Annotated in this window: 18 protein-coding genes and 1 pseudogene; 7 read left to right on the top strand and 12 right to left on the bottom strand. The window is 43.5% G+C overall.

Annotated elements, in window-relative coordinates; translation table 11 throughout:
- Nucleotides 1-107 (top strand): annotated as a pseudogene (locus IEY48_RS20650) (IS982 family transposase); the annotation flags it as partial.
- Nucleotides 108-208: 101 nt separating this feature from the next.
- On the opposite strand, the gene IEY48_RS01675 reads toward IEY48_RS20650, so the two are convergent.
- The 4 genes from IEY48_RS01675 to IEY48_RS01660 all read right to left on the bottom strand — a co-directional run bounded on the left by IEY48_RS01675 (nt 209) and on the right by IEY48_RS01660 (nt 4,856).
- Complete coding sequence (locus IEY48_RS01675) at nt 209-439, bottom strand: DUF2986 domain-containing protein (RefSeq protein ID WP_188916585.1); 231 nt, start codon at nt 437-439, stop codon at nt 209-211.
- 216 nt (nt 440-655) lie between these two features.
- Nucleotides 656-1,105: a hypothetical protein gene (locus IEY48_RS01670; protein WP_229786284.1), complete on the bottom strand. Its 450-nt coding sequence runs from the start codon at nt 1,103-1,105 to the stop codon at nt 656-658.
- A gap of 149 nt (nt 1,106-1,254) precedes the next feature.
- A complete protein-coding gene (locus tag IEY48_RS01665; RefSeq protein WP_188916584.1) occupies nt 1,255-1,611 on the bottom strand; it encodes a glutaredoxin family protein in 357 nt (118 codons plus the stop codon).
- A gap of 107 nt (nt 1,612-1,718) precedes the next feature.
- Nucleotides 1,719-4,856, bottom strand: a complete 3,138-nt coding sequence (locus tag IEY48_RS01660) for a DUF748 domain-containing protein (protein WP_188916583.1) — start codon at nt 4,854-4,856, stop codon at nt 1,719-1,721.
- A gap of 316 nt (nt 4,857-5,172) precedes the next feature.
- Between IEY48_RS01660 and IEY48_RS01655 the strand changes: the two genes are divergently transcribed.
- The 4 genes from IEY48_RS01655 to IEY48_RS01640 all read left to right on the top strand — a co-directional run bounded on the left by IEY48_RS01655 (nt 5,173) and on the right by IEY48_RS01640 (nt 7,032).
- Nucleotides 5,173-5,556, top strand: coding sequence for a GNAT family N-acetyltransferase (locus IEY48_RS01655; RefSeq protein WP_188916582.1), 384 nt, complete (start codon nt 5,173-5,175; stop codon nt 5,554-5,556).
- A gap of 156 nt (nt 5,557-5,712) precedes the next feature.
- Nucleotides 5,713-6,411, top strand: a complete 699-nt coding sequence (locus IEY48_RS01650; RefSeq protein WP_188916581.1) for a DUF445 domain-containing protein — start codon at nt 5,713-5,715, stop codon at nt 6,409-6,411.
- A 95-nt stretch (nt 6,412-6,506) separates the two neighbouring features.
- A complete protein-coding gene (locus IEY48_RS01645) occupies nt 6,507-6,857 on the top strand; it encodes a VOC family protein (protein ID WP_188916580.1) in 351 nt (116 codons plus the stop codon).
- Nucleotides 6,838-7,032, top strand: a complete 195-nt coding sequence (locus IEY48_RS01640) for a DUF1289 domain-containing protein (protein ID WP_373293680.1) — start codon at nt 6,838-6,840, stop codon at nt 7,030-7,032. The genes IEY48_RS01645 and IEY48_RS01640 overlap by 20 nt, the downstream gene beginning before the upstream one ends.
- Before the next feature lie 20 nt (nt 7,033-7,052).
- Here IEY48_RS01640 and IEY48_RS01635 read toward each other — a convergent pair whose 3' ends face one another.
- The 4 genes from IEY48_RS01635 to IEY48_RS01620 form a co-directional block, all read right to left on the bottom strand.
- On the bottom strand, nt 7,053-7,556 hold the full coding sequence (locus tag IEY48_RS01635; RefSeq protein WP_188916578.1) for a GNAT family N-acetyltransferase: 504 nt from the start codon (nt 7,554-7,556) through the stop codon (nt 7,053-7,055).
- 84 nt (nt 7,557-7,640) lie between these two features.
- Complete coding sequence (gene asnB / locus IEY48_RS01630; RefSeq protein ID WP_188916577.1) at nt 7,641-9,305, bottom strand: asparagine synthase B; 1,665 nt, start codon at nt 9,303-9,305, stop codon at nt 7,641-7,643.
- 436 nt (nt 9,306-9,741) lie between these two features.
- Nucleotides 9,742-11,394: a M28 family metallopeptidase gene (locus IEY48_RS01625; RefSeq protein ID WP_188916576.1), complete on the bottom strand. Its 1,653-nt coding sequence runs from the start codon at nt 11,392-11,394 to the stop codon at nt 9,742-9,744.
- 127 nt (nt 11,395-11,521) lie between these two features.
- Nucleotides 11,522-12,268 carry an HAD-IIA family hydrolase gene (locus IEY48_RS01620; protein ID WP_188916575.1) on the bottom strand — a complete coding sequence of 249 codons (747 nt, stop codon included), beginning with the start codon at nt 12,266-12,268 and terminating at the stop codon, nt 11,522-11,524.
- 457 nt (nt 12,269-12,725) lie between these two features.
- Between IEY48_RS01620 and IEY48_RS01615 the strand changes: the two genes are divergently transcribed.
- Nucleotides 12,726-14,339 (top strand): methyl-accepting chemotaxis protein, encoded by a 1,614-nt coding sequence (locus IEY48_RS01615; RefSeq protein ID WP_188916574.1) that lies wholly within the window; start codon nt 12,726-12,728, stop codon nt 14,337-14,339.
- A gap of 96 nt (nt 14,340-14,435) precedes the next feature.
- Here the strand turns inward: IEY48_RS01615 and IEY48_RS01610 are convergent, their stop codons facing one another.
- Complete coding sequence (locus tag IEY48_RS01610; protein WP_188916573.1) at nt 14,436-15,812, bottom strand: L-serine ammonia-lyase; 1,377 nt, start codon at nt 15,810-15,812, stop codon at nt 14,436-14,438.
- Between the two features lie 221 nt (nt 15,813-16,033).
- Here IEY48_RS01610 and nagZ point away from each other — a divergent pair, with 221 nt between their 5' ends.
- Nucleotides 16,034-17,044: a beta-N-acetylhexosaminidase gene (gene nagZ / locus IEY48_RS01605; RefSeq protein WP_188916572.1), complete on the top strand. Its 1,011-nt coding sequence runs from the start codon at nt 16,034-16,036 to the stop codon at nt 17,042-17,044.
- A 140-nt stretch (nt 17,045-17,184) separates the two neighbouring features.
- Here the strand turns inward: nagZ and IEY48_RS01600 are convergent, their stop codons facing one another.
- The 3 genes from IEY48_RS01600 to IEY48_RS01590 are packed head-to-tail and all read right to left on the bottom strand — an operon-like array spanning nt 17,185 to nt 22,350.
- Nucleotides 17,185-18,180 carry a peptidoglycan binding protein CsiV gene (locus IEY48_RS01600; protein WP_188916571.1) on the bottom strand — a complete coding sequence of 332 codons (996 nt, stop codon included), beginning with the start codon at nt 18,178-18,180 and terminating at the stop codon, nt 17,185-17,187.
- Nucleotides 18,180-21,704 (bottom strand): transcription-repair coupling factor, encoded by a 3,525-nt coding sequence (mfd, locus tag IEY48_RS01595; RefSeq protein WP_188916570.1) that lies wholly within the window; start codon nt 21,702-21,704, stop codon nt 18,180-18,182. The genes IEY48_RS01600 and mfd overlap by 1 nt, the downstream gene beginning before the upstream one ends.
- A gap of 49 nt (nt 21,705-21,753) precedes the next feature.
- Nucleotides 21,754-22,350: a hypothetical protein gene (locus IEY48_RS01590; RefSeq protein WP_188916569.1), complete on the bottom strand. Its 597-nt coding sequence runs from the start codon at nt 22,348-22,350 to the stop codon at nt 21,754-21,756.
- Nucleotides 22,351-22,506: the final 156 nt, after the last annotated feature.

The following is a 22,506-nucleotide window of genomic DNA, read 5'->3' as shown; positions in this document are numbered from 1 at the left end:
TACTTGGTGGATTGATTGCATATTGTTTAAAAGACGAGAAGCCATCATTAAATCTAACAGCTCAAGAACTTGAGCTGTTAGATAGCACTAATATCGTGTTTGCTTAACCAGATCTGAGGTTAACTAGGTGTATATCGATCAAAAAGCCCCTATGACGATTAATGTCATAGGGGCTTTTTAGTCGCGCTCAATAAAAAGGGCGAGTTATTTATTCTTTGTCTGCCGTTTCAGGTGTATCAACAACGGCTTCTGCAGGTGTGTCGGTGTCGTTATTGGCAGCCGCTTGCTCAGCCGCTGCAGCTAAAGCGATTTTTTCGCGTTCAGCTTTAGAAATATAACGCTCAACAGGTTTGCTGCTTGGGTTCGATGGCACGACTTTGTTTTTACGCGCCTTAGCACGCTTGGCCAACTTTTTGATCATCTCTTGCTTTCTATTCATCTGACTTCTTACTGTGTAAACGACAAACTATTCATATCATTTCAGAAGATAAATGGCTTATCAAAACGTGAAGACGCTGGTCTAACTGCCTTCGGCGGCTTCACGAGAAAATTGGAGGCTAATTTTAGCGTAATTGCTGGGGAGTATACAGCAGTTTATCAAAAAGAGTTTTTGAGGCGCTATGTCGGCATAGACAATGTGATGACATCTATTTGGCTATCGACCGAACTTTTTAATGTCTTTTTCGGTCGCACCGTCATTACATTCGCCTCGAATTTCAGCGCGATTCGTTTCAACGTAACGGCTCAATTCAACAAAACCGCCTTTGCAGTAACCGCTCATTTCGATGGTTTTTTGTAACCCTAAATCAACTTGTTGATGCCAAAGTTCGAGGCGTTTTTCAGCATTTCGTTGTTCAGCTAGATAGCTTTGCAAGTCTTGTTTACGACGAGACATGCGTTGCTCATGAGGTTGGTCATTGGGCAGGGCGCGGTCGGTTGCTGTCGCGAGTTTTGCTTTATAAGTAAAAAGCTTAATCCCATCGCCTTTTATTTGAGTGCTAAAGGTATCACGAAATTGGCCAGCAAAGTCCATCGGATCCGGTGGGTTTGAACTACACGCACTCAACAACACCGCACTACAAATAACTAAGCAAGTTTTAAACACTGATATCCCCTAAAGCCAAAATAATCTAATAAATCATACCTTAAGCAACCTTGGTGAAGATAGTCCGCACTCGGGTAAATTTATTTAAAGATGTTATTTACAATGTTAAGCCGCAATTGCTACGGCTTAATGTGACTTAAACAAGGTTGCTAGGCAAAGCGCTCGTTTAGGTAGCTGGTAATGGCTTTTGATTCGTATAACCATTGAGTTTGACCGTCTTGTTCAATGCGTAAACAGGGGACTTGTAACTTACCACCTTCGGCAGTTAACAAGGCTTTATTGGGTTCTTGTTTTGCGTCAACAAGGTTAATGTTTAGGTTTTGACGACGCATTTCACGGCGCACTTTTACACAAAATGGGCATGCGGCATATTGATACAACGCTAATGATTGCGTTTGTTGGTCGATAACATCTTGTTGCTCTGGTGGGCGTTGACGTTTTTTAGGCGCAAATACAAAATTTAATAACAAAATAATTCGACCTAAAATCCAGCGAACAATAAACATATCTATCCTTAATTATTATCATGGTAAGCCCGTTACATTTTGGGTAACGGGCCAATAAAAAATTAGCCGCAGTCTACTCGAAGTTTACTTTGGATAACAGGGCTTAACTATTTTGCTTGTAACTCTAACATGGCCATTGCTGCATTTTGATTGGTGTTTATTCGGCTTTCAAGCACAAATATTTTACCTGCATCGATTTGGCCTTGTTCTACTAAATATGCTTTTACGGCGCGAGCACGTGCTTGGGCGAGCAAACCTAGGTCGTCGGCACTCACTTGTTGATTGTTTTTCAACATGTTGTATAAGCTAATATGCCAGCGGGTGGTCAATTCTTCTGGGGTTATTTCTGGTACTTCTGCCACGATGGTTTGTTTGATGTCGTTAGGTAATTGGCCTAACTCTTGTTCAAACAATACGTAAAGCGCATCGGTTAATGGCCCCGATGCTGGGAATTGGCTGGCTGACAGATGTTGAGGCAGTGCAGGCAATTTCATTGCTGCTGTTTTAGCGAGTTTTTTGTGAAGTTTACGCTCAGCTAGGGCAGGTTGGTCGTTAGCAACATCAACACTGCCTTTAATATTGAGATTGAGTAATGGTCTTTCAATCAATGCGCTCGCGAGTTTGTCTAAGGTCAATTGTTGTTGGTGTTCAATGGTACTGACACCATGATCAAAACTGACTTTATCGATGGCTTCTTCGCTACCGACAAGGCCTGCAATAAATGAAAACGGTGAGGTCACGACTTTAGTGATGACGTTACCCAGCGCATTAACAATCACGCTGCCAAAGCTAAAGCTGGGTGAGTCAATGTCGCCTTCCACATCAACGCCTAAGTCGATAACACCATGACGGTCTTGCAATAATGCTACCGCAAGGCTAACCGGCAAGCTTGTGGCTTCTTCGCTATTACTGCGTTTACCCAATTTTAGTTGGTCAATCACAAGGTGGTTGCTGCCAACCAGTGCGCTGTCTTTTAATTGGTAGTTTAAATCTAACGACAGTTGACCTTTGTCGATGTAATAACCTGCATAGGTGCCTGAATACGGATTAACCGAGGTCAGTTCGACTTTTTTAAAGTTGAGATTTAAGTCTAGATACGGTTGCTCTAGCAGCGGGTTAACATCGCCTTTTAACGTAACAGGGGCATATTTATCAATTTTACCGGCTAAATCTACTGATGCAGTGGTTTGTGGGTTTGAAGATAAATTGGTGATATCACCATTGAGTAACTCAATGCCAGAAGCAAAATTGGGTGTCAGTGAATTATCTGCAAAAAAGGCAGAGCTGTCTTTAAAGCCAATTCGATTAATGTTGATCTGCATTTGTGCGCTGTCGGCATTAGCCTCTGGAGACTCTTGCGTTGCGGCACTGACCGTTTGCGGCTCTGATACTTCAGCCTCGGGTGTGTCAGTGGCCGGGGTATTGTCATGAATTAACTGACTGATATTCGTGCTTCGGTCTGCAGAAATGATCAAACGGCTAAACAGGCTGTCGAAGTTAATCTCATCAATATCAATTTTGGCTTGTTTACGGTCATATGACAGCTGGTTTATGTCCATGGTTTCCCAGTTCAATAACGGCTGTTTGAGCACATTGTCTTTAATGTCGAGCTGGGCTATTTGGGCTTGGCCTTGGTAAATTAAGCTGTCGTTAGCATCTGCACTTAAGGTGCCTTTTGTCGAAAATATACCATCAGTAACGGTGACATTAATATAAGGAGCAATATAGGGCTGTAAGCGAGTTAGCAGCATATTATTAAAGTCGATGTCGGCATTAATGCTTTGGGCTAATACATCAATTTGTCCGTTTGAATTTAATTGGCTTTGCGCGTTAATGCCGGTTGAGAATTGGTAGTCAATCGGGCTTGAAAAATCTGACACCACTTTGCCAGTGCTAACATTTATTGGACCAAGTTGCCAAATGATGATGTTGTCGCTGGCAATACCTTCGCCTAAGGTTACTTGATACTGGTCGAGTTTAAGTTGATTTAGGGTGACTAACCATGGCTGGTCTTGCGAGGCCGGTTGTGTTGGCTGTGTTTGGGCTGCAGTATTGACGTTATCTACACTATTGACGTTTTCAGGGGTGTTTGGTGCTGATGTTGGCGCTGCAGTATTGTCCGCGTTGCTGACTAGCTCTGTGTTTTTAGGGAGTAATAAGGTCGCTAAATCAGCGCCTGTTGGGGTGATATTGAGGTTTATGTTACCCTTTTCGGTGTAAAATTCATCAATAGTCACTTGCTGTTTTGGGGTATCAACATTGATGTTGTTTATTGCCAGCACCCCAATCGATATCTTTTCATCTTGTTGATGAACAGCCTTAACGTTTTCAATGATGATGCGGGCTCGACTAATCTTAATGTCGCTTATTGGCGCGAGAGCTTCATCTTGTAGGGCGATGTTATAATGACCATTAACACTTAATTGCCCCTGAGCTAAATTAATGGCGAATAGTTGGTCGATAAACGACCAGTAGCGTGATAAGTCAATGTTAGCTAAATTGATGTCGCCTTGTAGCATTAAGGGCGATAATTGCAGTTGACCTTGCAGGTTTAACCCGCCTTGGTACTGATCTTCAATGGCGATGTTAAATTGATTGACCAAGTCTTGCTGGTCTTCAATGGCTGCCAGGATGCTATCAAATTGGCTGAGCTTAAATTGAATATTGGGGTAGCTAATCAAGGTGTCGGTCACTTGATCATCGAGCGTGAAGGTACCCTGTATAAGCTGAATATTTGCCATGCGCATTGATAACATTTCTGCAGCTTGGGGTTGCTGCTCTGCTTGTTGCGCACTACTGTCACTGGCAATACGTTCTATGATGTCACTGAAGTTAAAGACATCATGCTGTTGCTCATCTTGACGACGAGCAACACGGATTTTAGGCTGTTCTAATACGACATCTTCTAACACTAGGCCCATTATTCGCAATGATTGCCACACTTGTAAATTTGCGTATAAACGATCAAAGCTGACAAATTGTGCGTCATCGTTTTGCTCATTAATTGCAAAACCAGTCACGGTGAGCTCAGTGGTAAAGGGATTAATGCGGATGTCTTGCACAATGACCTGACGCCCGAGTATATCACCTAACTGTTGTGGTAATTGTTGCTTTGCTATCGCAGGTATTAAACCGCCTAAAATGGCGCAAAACAGTAAATACAAGCTGACAAGCCAAAATAGCCATTTTGGGTAGGCTGGACGACGTTTATAGCGGGTGCGAACTTGGGTAAAAAAGGATGTCATAGGAAATTATCTTGATCAATGCAGGGTCACAATGGTCTATAGTAACAAATAAAATGAAATACGAGGATTATTTTATAACACAAACAGATTAATTTACTTTGTTCTTCAATGATGCTAAATTGTTAAATATAAAATTTAAGTTTATGTTATTAATAGGTTTTATTTTAACCGCCATGGCGGTTATCTGTTTGCGAATACATCTAATCGATGTAATAGTTTAGATGTAATAGTTTATTGGTCACATACCAATATTCCGCTCGTTAACTTAATCTACAGCAAGCTCGACTGCTGTTATGACTACTTTCAAGGATGATTAATGCAAATTCGTCTCGCTTCGAGCACTGATCTAGCGCCACTGAGTCAACTTTTTGATTTGTATCGCCAACAACTTAACCAGCCTGCTGATTATTCAGCTTGTCATGCATTTTTAAATCATCGTTTAGTTGAAAACGACAGCATGATTTTTGTCTGTATCAAAGATGACACTATGGTGGGTTTTACCCAACTTTATCCTTCATTTTCTTCTTTATTATTATCGCCTGTTTGGTACCTCGAAGATGTTTACGTTGTGCCTGAATATCAACAAGCTGATGTTGAGGAGTTAATGTATCAAAAAGCAGAACAACTGGCTCAAAGCACTGGGGTGTTATTGATTAACCATTATGAGCAACAGGTTGTAAATGAACAATGTACAGCTTAAGACTCGCGCAATTTATTGACTGACACTGACAACTAGGTATAAACCTCGGTTCTATTTTCTGATAAAATAGCCGAGGTTTTTTTGTGTCCTCTATATAGGTTTAACATTCGAGATGTGAGCCGATAACAGGGACGAGATAATGTTAAGGAACAGAGATTGAACAAGAGCGTCGCGACAAATTTAATAGCCGCCATTTTTGTATTGGTCGGTTACGGCTTAGAACAGCAAATCGTATTCACCATTGGTTTATTTGCATTATCGGGTGCAATCACTAACTGGTTGGCCATTCATATGTTGTTTGAAAAGGTGCCCGGTTTATATGGCTCAGGAGTGGTGCCGTCGCGTTTTGAAGAGTTTAAGGCCGGTATTCAGCATTTAATGATGCAGCAGTTTTTTACTCAAGAAAATATAGATCGTTTTTTAACGAGTAGCAGTGCCAGTAATATTGATTTAACCCCAGTAATTGAAAAAATTGATTTAGCGCCTTCATTTGATGCACTGGTTGATACCATTGAAAAGTCGTCATTTGGTGGCATGCTGGCAATGTTTGGCGGTACTGAAGCGCTTATCCCATTAAAAGAGCCTTTTATTGAGAAAATGAAACAATCTTTGGTCGAACTCGCGCAAAGTGATCAATTTAACGCTATTTTAGTGAATGAACTTGAGCAACCGAGTGTCATGGCCGATATGCAAGCTAAGGTCGCTAATATTGTTGAGCAACGCTTAAACGAGTTAACCCCAGAATTAGTGAAGCAGATTGTGCAAGATATGATTAAAAAGCACCTAGGCTGGTTAGTGGTATGGGGCGGCGTGTTTGGTGGCATTATTGGCGCAATTGCAGCGATAGCGCAATGAGTTGATGGTGCTATAAGTCGATGGCGCAATAAGATACTCGCAAAGCCTCTGCACACAGTAGATACAATGTTTAATTCAATTTAACAGAGGTCAATATGAGCCAGCACAACAGTATTAATTATCTTGAAATACCGGTTAAAGATGTGCTGGCTACTAAAACCTTTTTTAACAAGGTGTTTGGGTGGCAATTTCAGGACTACGGCCCACAATACAGCTGTTTTTTACAGGTGGGCATTGACGGTGGTTTTTACCAGTCGTCTAGCCAGTTTACATTAGCAACAGGCAGCCCATTGATTGTATTGTACAGCCAAGATTTAATGGCCACTCAAACCGCAATTATCCAAGCCGGTGGTTTGATTAGCCGCGATATTTTTAGTTTTCCTGGTGGTAGACGTTTTCATTTCACGGACGTAAATGGTAATGAATATGCGGTATGGTCAGAATAAACCGACACTTGAAACCCCTTGTGTTAGGCATTGCTGCTTAGACAGTAACGATGTGTGCTTAGGTTGTCATCGCTCATTAGATGAGATCTTGGCGTGGCATTCGATGAACGATCAACAAAAAAGCGCGCTAATCGCGATTTTGCAACAGCGCGCAATCGCAAGCCAAAATCGTTAACGGTATTGGGCTTAATATTGTTATGTCGTTTGAGGCTCTATATCCGTTCTAAATAAGGTAAACCCGCGGGCTTGATAGTTTTGCAATGCACTTGGGTGATCTAACGAACAGGTATGCACCCATACTCTGCGGGTATCAGGTAGTGCCCAAGCATGCTCAATGGCTTTAGTGAGTAAATAGCCGCCAAATCCTTGACCAATAAAGCGCTCTGCTAAACCAAAGTACATGATTTCGACATTGCCATTCTCTTGTTGCTGTAATTCAAAATAACCCGCTGGCGAACCATCTACATAAGCAACATACAAATGCAGGTTGTCGGCTTCGCTATAAGCTTGCCATTGGCTGTCTGTCCACGTCAGCTTATCTGTCCACTCCCATGCCGCGCCCACAAACTGATACAGAAATCGATTAAATTGGTACTGCTTAATATTGACCTTAACCAAGCTCAAACCATTTGCCTGTTGCTTAGCTTGCAGTTGGTTTGGGGTCGTCATTTCGAGATTAAAAATACTGATATCTGCCATCTTTTACCTTTACCGAAAACCAAATTTGACTAAGTTATACAAAAACACCACCGATTAAGGTGGTGTTTGTTATGCGACTTGCAATTAATAGGCGCTAGCGTGAACGTTTTTCACTGCACGGCCCGACGGGTCGTTAATGCCTTGCAAGCTGGCGTCCCATAATAGTGCTTCTGGTGTAGAGCAAGCAACAGTTTTACCGCCAGGTACGGTTTCTGCCGCACTGGTGAGTGGGAAGAACTCTTCAAAGAAACTGCGATAGAAGTAGGCTTCTTTCGACTCTGGCGTGTTGTATGGGAAACGGAATTTAGCGTTAGCAAATTGTACGTCATCCACGTTAGCCGCAGCATGTTCTTTTAAGCCGTCAATCCAAGAGTAGCCTACACCATCACTAAATTGTTCTTTTTGACGCCATACCACTTCTTTTGGTAATTTGTGCTCAAATGCTTCACGTAAAATGTGCTTCTCAATGCGGCCGTCTTTAGACATTTTAGCTTCTGGGTTTAAGCGCATGGCCACGTCGATAAATTCTTTATCTAAAAAGGGGACGCGGGCTTCAAGTCCCCAGGCTGCCATGGCTTTGTTAGCACGTAAGCAGTCAAATAAATGTAGTTTGTCTAATTTACGCACTAATTCTTCATGGAACGCTTGTGCATTAGGCGCTTTATGGAAGTATAAGTAACCGCCAAACAACTCATCTGCACCTTCGCCAGACAATACCATTTTAATGCCCATAGCTTTGATTTTACGTGCCATTAAGTACATTGGCGTGGCAGCACGAATGGTGGTGACATCGTATGTTTCTAAGTGATAAATCACTTCTTTAATGGCATCTAAACCTTCTTGGAACGTATAGATAATGGGGTGGTGAATGGTGCCAATGGCATCCGCTACTTTTTGCGCAGCAACTAAGTCTGGAGACTCCGCTAAACCCACCGCAAATGAGTGAAGTTGCGGCCACCATGCGCCCGTTTCGCCATCGTTTTCAATACGATGCTTGGCATAAGTTTGAGTGATTGCTGAAATCACAGATGAGTCTAAACCACCTGATAACAGCACACCGTAAGGTACATCTGACATTAACTGACGTTTTACCGCGGCTTCTAATGCTTCACGTAATTCTTCAACACTGGCTGGATTATCTTTAACTGCGTCAAAGTCTTTCCAGTCACGTTGGTAGTAATGGGTTGGTTTACCGTCGGCTGAATATAGGTACTGACCCGGTAAAAACTCTTCTACGGTTTTACACACTGGCATCAGAGCTTTCATTTCTGAGGCTACATAAAAGTTACCCGATGCATCAAAGCCAGTGTAAAGCGGAATAATACCAATGTGATCACGGCCAACTAAGTAAGTGCCTTTGGCTTTGTCGTACAGTACAAAAGCAAAGATGCCGTTAAGCTTGTCTAAAAAGTCGCAACCGTATTCTTGATAAAGAGACAGGATGACTTCACAGTCTGAGTTAGTTTGATACTGGTATTTATCACCTAACTGGGCTTTAAGCTGCTTGTGGTTATAGATCTCACCGTTTACCGCTAATACTATGTTGCCGTCTTGGCTAATAAGAGGCTGTGCGCCGTGGTCTACGTCAACAATGGCTAAACGTTCGTGCGCTAAAATCGATTTGTCGTCTGCATAAATGCCAGACCAATCTGGTCCGCGGTGACGTAATAACTTTGACATTTCTAAGGCAACTTGGCGTAGTTGGCTTGCATCTGTTTTGATATCTAAAATTGAGAATATTGAACACATAATACGGCTCCAGCAGCGTTGGCTAATCTTTATCTGTTTGCTACTTTGCCAGCATTTTCGTTAACTGCCAAGTTAGTTTTTTGAGATAACGTCATAAATATGGTCTTTTTAATGATTTAATCTTTATCACTGCTATCTTTAAATGATTTTTGTGCAATGAAATGTATTATTTATTGATGAATTGATAATTATATTGCTTATATCGTCAAGATTTTTACGATTTAACAATTCATTTTAATTAAATGCATAGTTGCACTGAACGAGTGCGTTTGCCGTTTATTTGAGCAAATTGGCTGTGAACGCTGTTTTGCTGGGGATGTCGATGTCAAAGTGGGTTGATTATGCACCGATGCAATGCACAACAATTGTGCATAAAAACCATAAAAAAAGCCCATCAGCGAGTTGATGGGCAAATCCTTGGGTAGGAAGGAATAAGTTATTTGGCTGGCCGTAATGAGTGAAACTCTGAGTCGGCATAATACCCTGGCCAATGTTGATTATTGCCAAGCGTTTGTGCTGCTTGATAATAAACCGCTAAATCTTGCAGTGCACCCGATAGATCCCATTCAGCTCGATAATGATCGCATACATTGTGATAACAGCCTTTCATGGTATCGCTCATGGCAGCTTTGTATTGCGCGGTAGCTTCATCAAGCGGCTCAGCACCACCACCGGCAAATACCGCAGGTACACCTAACTTGGCAAAGCTGAAGTGATCTGAGCGAAAAAAGCCGCCTGATGCTGGGTTGCTTTCGCCAGTGGTGACCCGGTGTTGACTTGCCGCAGCCTTATCTAAATACAATTCTAATTCAGATTGGCCTTTACCTACGATGGTGTAATCTTTGGTTTTACCATAAATATTGGTGCTGTCGAGATTAAATACCGCGACGGTTTTATCGATGGGATAAATTGGGTTTGCAGCGTAATAGCGTGAGCCGAGTAAGCCTTGCTCTTCGCCTGTGGTGGCAATAAAAGTGAGCGAACGTTTAAGGCCTTGGCCAGCTTTTGCTTGCTTAGCAAATTGACGGGCAATTTCTAAAATACCCGCGGTGCCAGAGGCGTTATCTAATGCGCCATTATAAATTTGATCGCCTTGTTTGCTGTCATCTTTACCGATGTGATCCCAGTGGGCGGTAAACACAATATGTTCATCAGCCTGGCTACTGCCAGCTAAAGTCGCTACGACGTTGTAGCTGTCGGCGTATTCAGCTTTATTGGCAAATTTAATTGAGGCGGTTTGCGCTAAATCAACGTTTAATGCACTGTCGGCAGCACGGTCCATTAATGCGCTGAGTGACAAGCCGGCTTTATCAAATAAACGGTTAGCAGCGTCTAATGTTATCCAACCTTCGACTTGTACCCGAGCATCTTGTTCGGCTTTGGCGAGCACTAAATCTTGTTGAGGGCCAGTCCAGCTGTTTTCAACCACAGACCAAGGGTAAGAGGCTGGCTTAGTGTCATGAATAATGATGGCGCCCAGCGCTCCTTGTCGGCTGGCTTCTTCAAATTTATAGCTCCAGCGACCGTAATAGGTCATGGCTTTACCATTGAACTTTTGTTCATCAGGATGCGCAAAGCCGGGGTCGTTAACCAATATGACGGCAATTTTGCCATGCATGTCGAGGTCTTGGTAATCGTTCCAATTATATTCTGGGGCATTGATGCCATAACCCACGAAAACCAGTGGTGCATTTTTTATACTGACTTGATTGTTATCGTGGCGGCTGCCAAGCACCACATCTTGGCGATACTGTAAATCAATGCCTGCTAAGCTGACTTGCTGTTGTTCGCTGGCGGTATAACTCACCATAGGCACAGGTTGTAAATAGCTGCCGTTGACGGCACCCGCAAGGCCCATTTCTTTAAATGCGGCAGATAGGTAATCGAGTGTGAGTTTTTCACCTAGGGTGGTCGGTGCACGGCCTTCAAACTTGTCTGATGACAAGGTTTTAATATCAGATCTAAAGCGTTGCTCGTCGAAACTGACTGAAATGGGGGCGACCTGAGCAATGGGTGTTATTGTGCTGGCATCGTCACCATTACAAGCACTGAGAAGCGCAATAGCGCAAAAAGGAAACCATCGTTTCATGCTCTATCCTGATTATCGTTTTTATATTTTCGGATCAGCATAATGGATCAAGCCAGCGCGCGATGACAAGGGCACTGGCTTGAAAATGTGTTACCTAATGTAAATGAAATGTTTACGCTAAACGAGCTTACACCACGTCAATGTCGCCTGCACAGGCAAACACATGGTTCGGTCTGAACGGTTCTTTTTCAATATCTCCCATTTGGCTCACGCCACTGGTGACCAAAATGGTTTCGAGACCGGCTTGGAAACCCGCCAAAATATCGGTGCGCATATTGTCGCCAATAATAATGGTGTTTTCAGAATGTCCTTGAATATGATTCAGCGCCGAGCGAATAATCCATGAGCTGGGTTTACCCACGTAAAATGGCATTTTGCCGGTAATCCGCTCAATGGCGGCACACAATGCACCACAAGCTGGGCTATAAGCCGGACCATGGGTGTCTGGGTTGGTGGCAATAAAACGCGCGCCGCCCGCCACAAAACGAGATGCTTTATGGATCATGTCCCAGTTGTATGAACGGGTTTCGCCCACAATCACAAAATCTGGGTTAATGTCGGTTATGGTAAAGCCTGCGTTGTATAACTCGTGGGTGAGGGCGCCTTCCCCAATCACAAAGGCTTTAGTTCCGGTTTGGTGTTTAAGAAAATCAGCCGTTGCCATTGCCGAAGTATAAAAGCAGGTTTCGGGTACATTAATGCCCGCCGCACCCAGACGGTTTTGTAAGTCTTTACCGGTTTGAACAGGATAATTAGTGAGAATAACCAGCGGGTTGCCTTGCTCTAGTACGCGGTGAATAAATTTATCACTACCAGGAATTAACTTGTTGTCGTGCAGTAACACACCATCAATATCACATATAATATTTTTCATTCTTTCATTTCTTCCTTCAAATACAACCTGCCTACATCTAATGCTAATTCAGGCCAGAAAACAACGATTAAATGCAAAAAAATACAGGCTTGAGAGGCGTAAACCTGTGATAGTGACTAAGGCATAAATGATGAGGTTTCGATACGTTAGGATCTACTTTTTGCGATTATCTTGCTTTTTGCTCGGATGCTAAAGCACTTATTTAATACTCTTTTGAACGAGGCTCAAAAAATAAAAAAGTATACCAATGTCATTTCTATGTACGTCAGGCTAAAGTATGATGATGTTATAAATTTGTGAGGGATTATAAGTTTGTAACACTTTAGGCTGTGCCCACACACATATTAATGACGGATATCGACCTAGATCTGATTACTTGTGTGCCGTAAATGACAGTCTTTTTGCCCGGCGATATCCTATAAGATAATTTGGGATACACATTTAAGGTTCCTCAATAATGTTTGATTTATCAATAAAAAGAATGCTTCAAATAACCTGCGCACTTGCTTTATCCGCAATGATTATTCTTGCTTGGATAGGCAGTTCTCAGCAGTCACAAATTCATAAGCGTGTCGTTAACGAAGAAGCACAAGTCGCTGCCATTTTTGCACTCAAAGATACCCGATATTACGTGGTACAAATTCAACAATTTTTAACCGATGTCGGAGCCACCAAAAGTGATGAAGCAAAAGCTGAAGCGCTTGAAAGCCTAAATGGTGCACTGGCCCAGCTTGATATTCTCGTTGATGCTGCTCCAGAATTTTATCAGCAAGCCCAAGATATTAAACGAAAAGTCAACGATGTGTATAAGTCGGGGATCAATATGGCCGATGCCTATTTAATTCAGGGCACAGAGGCGGGTAATCAGCTGATGAAAGGTTCTGGCGGCTTTGATGAGGTCTCATCAGATCTTGCTGATGATTTAGACCAACTGGCTAATCAAATTGATAACCATTATAGCACCGCAGTAAAACAAACCTTGTCAGCGAATAAGACTGCGGCGCGGGTGCAGTTTTGGGGCAACCTTGCTTTGGGCGTGTTTCTTGCCATGATTTTGTTTGGGTTATATCGTGCAATTATTAATCCATTGAGGAAATTGGATGAATCGATGCGCAATGTGGCATCGGGCGCTAAAGATTTAACCGTTAAACTGGACGACAGTGGCAACACTGAAATCGCTAAAGTGGCGAGTAGTTTTAATGTGTTTGTAAAGCAAATCCACGATTTAATTACCGATTTTAATGACAATAGCCAACAATTAGGTACGGCCAGTGTGCAGTTAACAACAAGCAGCAATGAAACGTTATCGGGCATGCAACGTTTACAAAGCGAAACTGAACAAGTGGCTACTGCGATGAATCAAATGCAAGCAACGGTCATTGAAGTCGCTAACAATGCAGAGTTGGCTGCACAAGCAGCAAAAGACTCCGATACCCAAGCAGGGCAAGGTGATAAGGTTGTTCAACAGACGATTACCTCAATAGAGCAATTGGCAAATGGGGTAGAGCAAGCAGCCAGTGCGTTGCATCAATTAGAAAAAGATACCGATAACATTGGCAGTATTTTAGAAGTGATTCGCAGTATTTCTGATCAAACTAACTTACTGGCTCTTAATGCGGCCATTGAAGCTGCCCGCGCCGGTGAGCATGGCCGTGGTTTTGCGGTTGTGGCTGATGAAGTGCGTACGCTATCAAAACGTACACAAGATTCAACGAATCAAATTCAACAAATGATTTCACAATTACAAGCAGGTGTGAAAGATGCCGTGTCGGTGATGGATTCAAGCCGTCAACAAGCGTTAAACAGTACCGAACAAGCAGCCCTTGCCGGCGAGGCGTTATCGAGCATTACCCATTCTGTAGCGACGATTGCCAATATGGCGACTCAAATTGCCACCGCAGCAGAAGAACAGACAGCAGTAACAGATGAGATTAATCGCAATATTGTTAATATCAGTGATGAGGCTGGTTTAACCGCAACCAATGCGCAGCAATCTTACAGCGCCAGTGTCCAAGTTGATGAGTTGTCACAGCAGCTACGCAGCCAAATTGGTCAGTTTAAAACCCATTAATGTATAGCGCCAAATACAAAAATGCCTGTTATTGCTAACAGGCATTTTTTATTTTGTTGATGTGGTTAATGTTAAACAATTAACCGCGGATCAGGCTTAACATTCAACGATGTTAACCGCTAAACCACCTTTGGCGGTTTCTTTGTATTTACTGCGCATGTCTTTGCCGGTGTCCATCATGGTTTTGATGACTTTGTCTAGCGACACCTTATGGTTACCGTCGCCGCGCAGAGCCATGCGTGAAGCATTAATGGCTTTTACCGCGCCCATGGCATTACGTTCAATGCACGGCACTTGCACCAGGCCGCCAACAGGGTCGCAGGTTAACCCTAGATTATGTTCCATACCAATTTCAGCGGCGTTTTCAACGTGCTCAACGGTGCCGCCCATAATTTCCGTTAATGCGGCTGCCGCCATAGAACAGGCTACGCCAACTTCACCCTGACAGCCCACTTCAGCACCAGAGATAGAGGCGTTTTTCTTGTACAAAATACCGATAGCCGCAGCGGTGAGTAAATAACGGCTACACACGTCAATATCGACTTCTTGAACAAACATATCGTAGTAACACAATACCGCAGGGATAATACCGGCAGCACCGTTGGTTGGCGCGGTGACGACGCGATCGCCCGCGGCATTTTGCTCGTTAACCGATAATGCAAACAGGTCGACCCAGTCCATTGCTGTTAATGGGTCGATATTATTACGTCCTTCAGCTTTTAAACGACGATACAGAGCAGGCGCTCGGCGGCGCAGTTTTAAGCCGCCTGGTAAAATACCTTCTTTTTGATAACCGCGTTCAACGCAGTTTTTCATGGTTTGCCAGATATGCCACAAACCTTGCTTTACTTCGTCTTCGCTGGCGATACTCAGTTCGTTAGCCATCATTAAAGACGAAATACTTAAACCGTTATCACAGCACAGTTGCAGTAATTGTAACGCACTATTGAAGTCGTATGGCGCCTGTTCAATTGGCGTTGCTGGCGAGGCATTACGTTGGGTGATTTCATCTTCATCAAGAATAAAGCCGCCACCAACAGAGTAATAAGTGCGCTGATAAATGCATTCGCCTTTAGAGAAAGCATATAAGGTCATGGCATTGGCGTGTGCTGGTAGGGTTTTACGTCTGTGGTAAGTGATACCGTCATCACGAGTAAACTTCACTGAGCGTCCATCGGCGAGAGTCAGCTTTTGACTGCTAGAGACGGTTTCTAAAATGGCATCAATAGCATCGGTATCGACCGTTTCTGGATCTTCACCCATTAGGCCCAAAATCACCGCTTTACCAGTGCCATGGCCTTTACCCGTTTGGCCAAGGGAGCCAAACAATTCTGCTTGTAATTCATCGGTTTGATCCAATAAATTATTGTCTGCAACATGTTGGATAAAAACTTTACCGGCTTTCATAGGGCCCACTGTGTGTGAGCTTGAAGGGCCGATACCAATTTTAAACATGTCAAATACGCTAATCATCTTGAGTAACCCTTGTTGAGTCGTTTATTTTTTTGATTATTAATGAGTATAATCGCTTGATATCATCTTGGCGGTTTATCTCTTTTGTTGGCAGAGTATCCCACAGTTTGATGCATGACAGTTCATTAGATTTTTTTATGCATAATTTTTTACATTAGCTTGCCTTATCATGCACAATAACGGCAAGTTTACGACGCTGACAATATTATTAGGGGAACAGTTTGAGCTATTTAATGATGGATTTGGCTGGTTTAACAGTGTCTGAGCTGGAAGCTGAACAATTATGTCACCCTAAAGTGGGTGGGATTATTTTTTTTACGCGTAATTTTGAAAATAAAAATCAATTAATAGAATTGGTTAAACAGGTTCGTCACATTCGACCTGAATTATTGATCGCCGTTGACCATGAAGGTGGCCGGGTACAACGTTTTCGCGACGGTTTTAGCTTGATTCCTGCAATGGGAGATATTTTACCTGCGGCAAATATGGATTTAACATTAGCAAAACAATGGGCGAAAGAGTGCGGGTTCTTAATGGCAATAGAGCTGCTTGAATGCGACATTGATTTAAGTTTTGCGCCGGTATTAGACGTAAATGGCATTAGTGAGGTGATTGGTAAGCGTAGCTTTAGTCCAAACCCTAATGAGGTGAGTGCGCTTGCACAGCAGTTTATTATCGGCATGAACGAAGCTGGTATGGCTGCAGTGGGTAAGCATTTTCCTGGCCATGGCAGTGTTGCGGCTGACTCGCATATTGCGATGCCTGTAGATGCTCGCACTAAAGAGGAGGTTGAAGCCTTTGATATGCTGCCGTTTAAACAGCTAATTGACCAACAACAGCTACAGGGGGTAATGCCTGCACATGTGGTGTATTCGTCAATAGACCCAAACCCTGCAGGTTTTTCATCTTACTGGTTACAAACCGTGTTACGTCAACAATTGGCCTTTGATGGGGTGATATTTTCTGACGATTTAGGCATGAAGGGCGCAAGCTTTGCGGGTGATTACCTTGGCCGAGCAAAAGCGGCGTTAGAGGCAGGTTGTGACATGATTTTAGTGTGTAACGATCCTGTTGGGGTACACGCATTATTGAGCGAGTTTGTCTGGCCAGCAGATGAACCTCTGCACACGGCGCTGGCGCTTAAAGGTCAGCCTAATCAGGTAAAACAAGCGCTAGCACAACAAGCTCGCATTGAAGCGGCAAAACGATTGGTGGATACCATTCGACGTTAACGGTTAAGAATGACTTTTGTTAAACGTGACTTACTAATTTGGGCTTGTGTTAATGGGCTTGTGCTTAGTAGAGCTTGTATTTAGCGCAATAAAAAACCGGATCAGCTGATCCGGTTTTTTATCGGGTAAACTCGTAGGGTTTAGCCTGCATAAGGCATTGGCTGGCCTTGTGGCTTATAGCCGGTTAAATCAATCGGCTTAACACTGGTGGGTTGGTCCATTTTACGAATTTGCATCACAATCCCCAGTTGTGGATGGTCAAAATAATGCATCTCACCACTGCGAACACGGCGATTTTGAATCAGTGGAATACTCTGTAAAAACGGCGCTAATTGCTTTTTGCCTTCAATTTCTAATGCAGCGTATTCATTAAATGCAGCCGGCGTTGACTCAATCATTTTTTGAGTCGGTTTGCGCAAGGCCAAATTGTTTTCGATGTAGAGGTAATGGTTCAAGTAAATATTAATAGAACCATCAAGCTCCCAAACCGGTTTGATTTTTGGCGCTTCATAAAACCCACCTAGGGCGCTGTAATCACCCATTGGCATACTCATACTGCTTTCTGCAGGCTTATTAACGCTTAAGCCATAGTAGTCAAAGGTTTTAGAGTAATCTTTACCGCCAAATATGCGTACTGGTTTTGCTAAACGGCGCGATTGCATATTTTGCTGCCACGTTAAATGCACTAGGCTTTTTACGTATGGTTCGCGGCTGATGGTGCGAATAACATCTTTAAATTGAGCTTGGCTTTGGGCGAGTAATACTGTGCCTTCGCCTAAATAGGCTGATTGTGGTGTCTCCGCGCCAATATTCACAGGCACTTCACTTGGGTGCGAGGCAATATTATTACTGACTTTTGGGTCATTACAGTCGCTGGTGTCGCTGGCCCAATCGGTAGAGCTACACCCTGTTAAAGCCGCTGCAACACCAGTGATGTCGGTACTGATCACTGGAGTGATCAAATCGACAGTGTTATTTGCCAATGTTGGAGGTGAGGCGTCTAGCCACTTTTCAACCGAAGGGTTTTGGCGTTCAAATACAAATACTTCAACTTCAAACCATGACTCGGCATGGGCTGTAACGCTGTGGGATAGCGCTGTGATAGCGGCGATAGATATCGCAATTTTACGAAGCACTATTTGTCTCCAGTTTGATGTTTGGCGAACTGTTCAAGCAAGGTGTTGACTAATTCAAGACGCTCTTTGCTTGTTTCAGCAGGAATGTTGAACTTTAACTTATTTGGCCCGTCCATTCGATAGATTTGTGGCTGGTTTTGCAACAAACCAATAATAAACATCGGATCGACGCTGTTTTCTTGCCCAAATTCAACACTGCCACCTTTAGCATGCATTTCAATTTTAACAATGCCCAGTGCGGTTGCCTGATGTTTAAACAAGGTGAGCGCCATTAAATTACGTGTTGGGTCTGGCAGCATGCCAAAGCGGTCAATAAATTCGACTTTAAGCTCGTCGAGCATATTATCGTTTTCGCAGTTGGCGATACGTTTATATAGTGACAAGCGCATATTAACGTCGCTGACATAATCTTCAGGCAGTAGGGCTGGGATACGTAAATCGATTTCAGCCTTGGCGCTCATCATGTAGGCAAGAGAGGGCTCTTTACCTTCTTTTAACGCTTTTACGGCGGATTCGAGCATTTCCATGTATAAGCTAAAACCAATTTTAGAAATATGGCCGCTTTGTTCATCACCTAATAATTCACCTGCACCGCGAATTTCTAAATCTTGAGTGGCGAGCATAAAGCCTGCACCAAGATCTTCTAAAGCATCAATGGCTTCAAGACGTTTACGGGCGTCGGGTGTCATCCGTTTTGGGTGCGGCGTCATCATATAGGCATAAGCCTGGTGATGCGAGCGACCGACACGGCCACGTAATTGGTGTAATTGCGCTAAACCAAACATGTCGGCGCGGTCGAGAATAATCGTGTTGGCGCTAGGCACGTCGATGCCGGTTTCAATAATGGTGGTACACACCAACACGTTAAAACGTTGGTGGTAAAAGTCTGACATGACTTTTTCAAGATCGCGTTCGCGCATTTGGCCGTGAGCGGTAACAACACGCGCTTCTGGCAATAAATCGCGTATGTTTTGTGCTGTTTTTTCAATGGTTTCAACGTTATTGTGTAAGTAATACACTTGGCCACCACGGAGGATTTCACGCAATATGGCTTCGCGTACTGTGGCTTTGTCGTATTCACGCACAAAGGTTTTAACCGCTAAACGTTTGGCGGGTGGTGTGGCGATAATGGATAAGTCGCGCATGCCCGACATGGCCATGTTTAAGGTCCGTGGGATTGGTGTGGCGGTGAGCGTTAAAATGTCAACGTTAGCTCGCAGCGCTTTAATCTTTTCTTTTTGACGGACACCAAAGCGATGTTCTTCATCGATAATCAATAAGCCTAAATTGTTAAAGTCGGCTTCGGCTGACAATAGCTTATGAGTACCAATAACGATATCGACTTTACCTTCAGACAACTGTTCGACTACACTTTTTTGCTCTTTGGTGGTTCTAAAGCGTGACATCACTTCGATGACAATCGGCCAGTCGGCAAAGCGGTCTTTAAAGTTTTCGTAGTGTTGTTGAGCCAGTAGGGTGGTTGGCACTAACACTACCACTTGTTTACCGGCATTAACGGCAACAAAAGCCGCACGCATGGCGACTTCGGTTTTACCAAAGCCAACATCGCCACACACTAAACGGTCCATGGCGAGCGGGGCTTGTAAGTCTTCTAGTACAGCATTAATGGCGGTTTCTTGGTCGACGGTTTCTTCAAAAGGGAAACCTTGGCTGAATTGGGCGTACTCTTGCTCATCGATGGCCATGGCATCACCCGGGCGAGCTTGACGACGAGCATAGACATCCAATAACTCAGCAGCAACGTCTCGAATACGTTCAATGGCTTTGCGCTTTGCTTTAGCCCAGGTTTCGTTACCGAGTTTGTTAAGGTGCGCATCACCGTCGCCACTGGCGTTAAAACGGCTAATTAAGTGCAATGACGACACGGGCACATAGAGTTTGTCGCCACCTGAGTATTCAAGTTTTAAATATTCAGCAACCAGTCCACCGGTATCGAGGGTTTCTAAGCCCTGATACAAGGCTACGCCGTGCTCTAAATGCACAATCGGCTGGCCGACTTTTAACTCAGCTAAGTTTTTAACGAGTACATCAGAGCTAACTTGTTTTTGCTTTTCTCGGCGACGTTGCTGAGAAATACGTTGGCCAAATAATTCGGTTTCGCAAATAATGCTGACCGCACCTTTAGGCGTATCGGTTAATACGCAGCCTCGGCTGAGTGGCGATACCATTAAGCCTATTTTGTCTTTAGCTTCAAGGTAGTCATTAATGTGCTTGAACTGTTTAGGTTTGATGCCAATTTTGTCTAGCAGCTCAAGCAGGGCTTCACGGCGACCCTCAGATTCTGCACTGAACAACAGTTGGGTGTGGTTAGCGCTGTACTCTTGCAGGGCAATAAGCGGTTGCTTGAGTTTATGGTTGGCATTAATGTCGGGCAGTTTTTCTACATTGGCAACGACAGCATGAGCGGGTAACTCAAATTGGACTAATGGCTGGCCGGCATTGTCGGTGTCGTTAACATCATGTTGCTGAATAATTTGCGTGCGAGTTAATGGTTTAAAGGCAGCAAATAATTCGTCATGTAATAAATATAATTCTTGCGGTGCCAGCAGCGGCCTTAATGGATCGATGCGTCTGTCTTCATAACGCACTGACACTTCATGTAAGTGGTTTTTGCTGGCTTTGTCGATGTCGCCTAAGGTGATCAGTTGACTGTCTTTAGGTAAATAGTCAAACAGTGTGGCGGTGTCGTCAAAAAACAACGGTAAGTAGTTTTCAATGCCTGCAGGCATTAAATTACGGCTGACCAGTTGGTATATCGACTCAGCTTCTTTTGAGATCACTTCAAAACGGCGACGGTAGCGTTGTCTAAAGCCTTCAATGGCATTGCTGTCGGTAGGAAATTCTTTTGCGGGCAACATGCGTATGGCATCGCGCGCCATGCCGGAACGTTGGGTGTCAACATCAAAAAAGCGAATCGATTCGACTTCGTCATCAAACAATTCTATGCGCAGTGGTTGGCGAGAACCGGTAGGGAAAATGTCGATAATCGAGCCACGAATCGCAAACTCGCCATGCTCATACACCTGTTCAACTAAGTGATAGCCTGTGTCGGTTAGATGTTGCCTGGCTTGCTGTAGGCTGTAAATGTCGCCTTTGTTGAGCACCATCACATTGGCGGTCATAAAGGATTTTGGCGGTAGACGCACCATTAAGGTGTTTACCGGCACGATGACCACGTTATGTTGATGTTGGCTAATGTTGGCTAGGGTTTCGAGGCGCTGTGAAATTAAGTCTTGGTGTGGCGAAAAATTGTCGTAAGGCAGTGTTTCACGGTCTGGAAATAAGCACACATTGATATTGCTGTTTTGCAGTAAATAGCTTAATTCGACTTCAAGTGACAGTGCACTTGGGGTGTCGTGGGTGACAATAATGCTGGTACCGATATGTTGCTGAATTAACCTGGCGAGGGTGATGGCCTGTGAGACCCCACCTAATGTTGCCAAAGTTTGTAGTTGTTGGCCTTTTTTTACACTCGGCGGCGTGAGTACACTAAATTGTTTCATTAAAATCTTTTTCAATTCCGTTTACTGTCAATGTGTATTGATATGTGGGTTAGCGTCGTTGCTTATCAATATTTTGTTTGCGCTTTTTAAGCATTTTTTGTTGTACGGCCAAACTGGCTTTAACCAATTGTTCGATATCATCTTCAAGAATTTGGCTAAATTCAAGTTGGCAATGCCACAGAGTGTCTTGGTCATCATCTTCGTCGATGGGGGTGCACTCGATGACTTGGCAAATGCACAATAATGCGACCACTTCGGCATGCAAATAAATATGTGCTTTGTGGTAGTCACCCACATTTAACTCAAATGTGCTGGTAATGCTGATGCCGCTGCCACCAAATTGATTACCTTTAACTTGTTGGCCTTCTTGTACTTCTTTTTCCAGTACATGTTGTAACACTAAATCGACTTTACGTGATTGCAGCTTTAAAAAATCCACCACGGCTTTGGCGTCATTATCTAAATTACGCAATTGTAGTAAGCAGTTGGCTTCAAGGCTTTTCACTTCGGTTAACAATTTTAAGCCAACCGATTGCATGTCTTTTAGCTCATCTTCACTGGGCAAACCTTGGGCTGTATCCCACGGTGAAAGGTATGCGTTGAAGTTATGAGGCACACTAAAATAAGAATTGCTGTCAGGTATCAAGGTTTGCCTCTTTATTTATCCCACTAATAGCCCTATTATCGTGCCCAACTTAATGATTTAGCAAGTCATACGCAATGGCTTGTTGGTTTCATCTTCACAATTAGCTTGATTGTCAGACTAATACGCTGTGATGAGCGCATAGGATTAGTATTTTTT

The organism is Shewanella saliphila, from assembly GCF_014648295.1.
GTDB classification, from domain to species: domain Bacteria; phylum Pseudomonadota; class Gammaproteobacteria; order Enterobacterales; family Shewanellaceae; genus Shewanella; species Shewanella saliphila.
The sequence above is the reverse complement of the archived record's forward strand: the minus strand, read 5'-3'. Positions and strand labels throughout refer to the sequence as shown.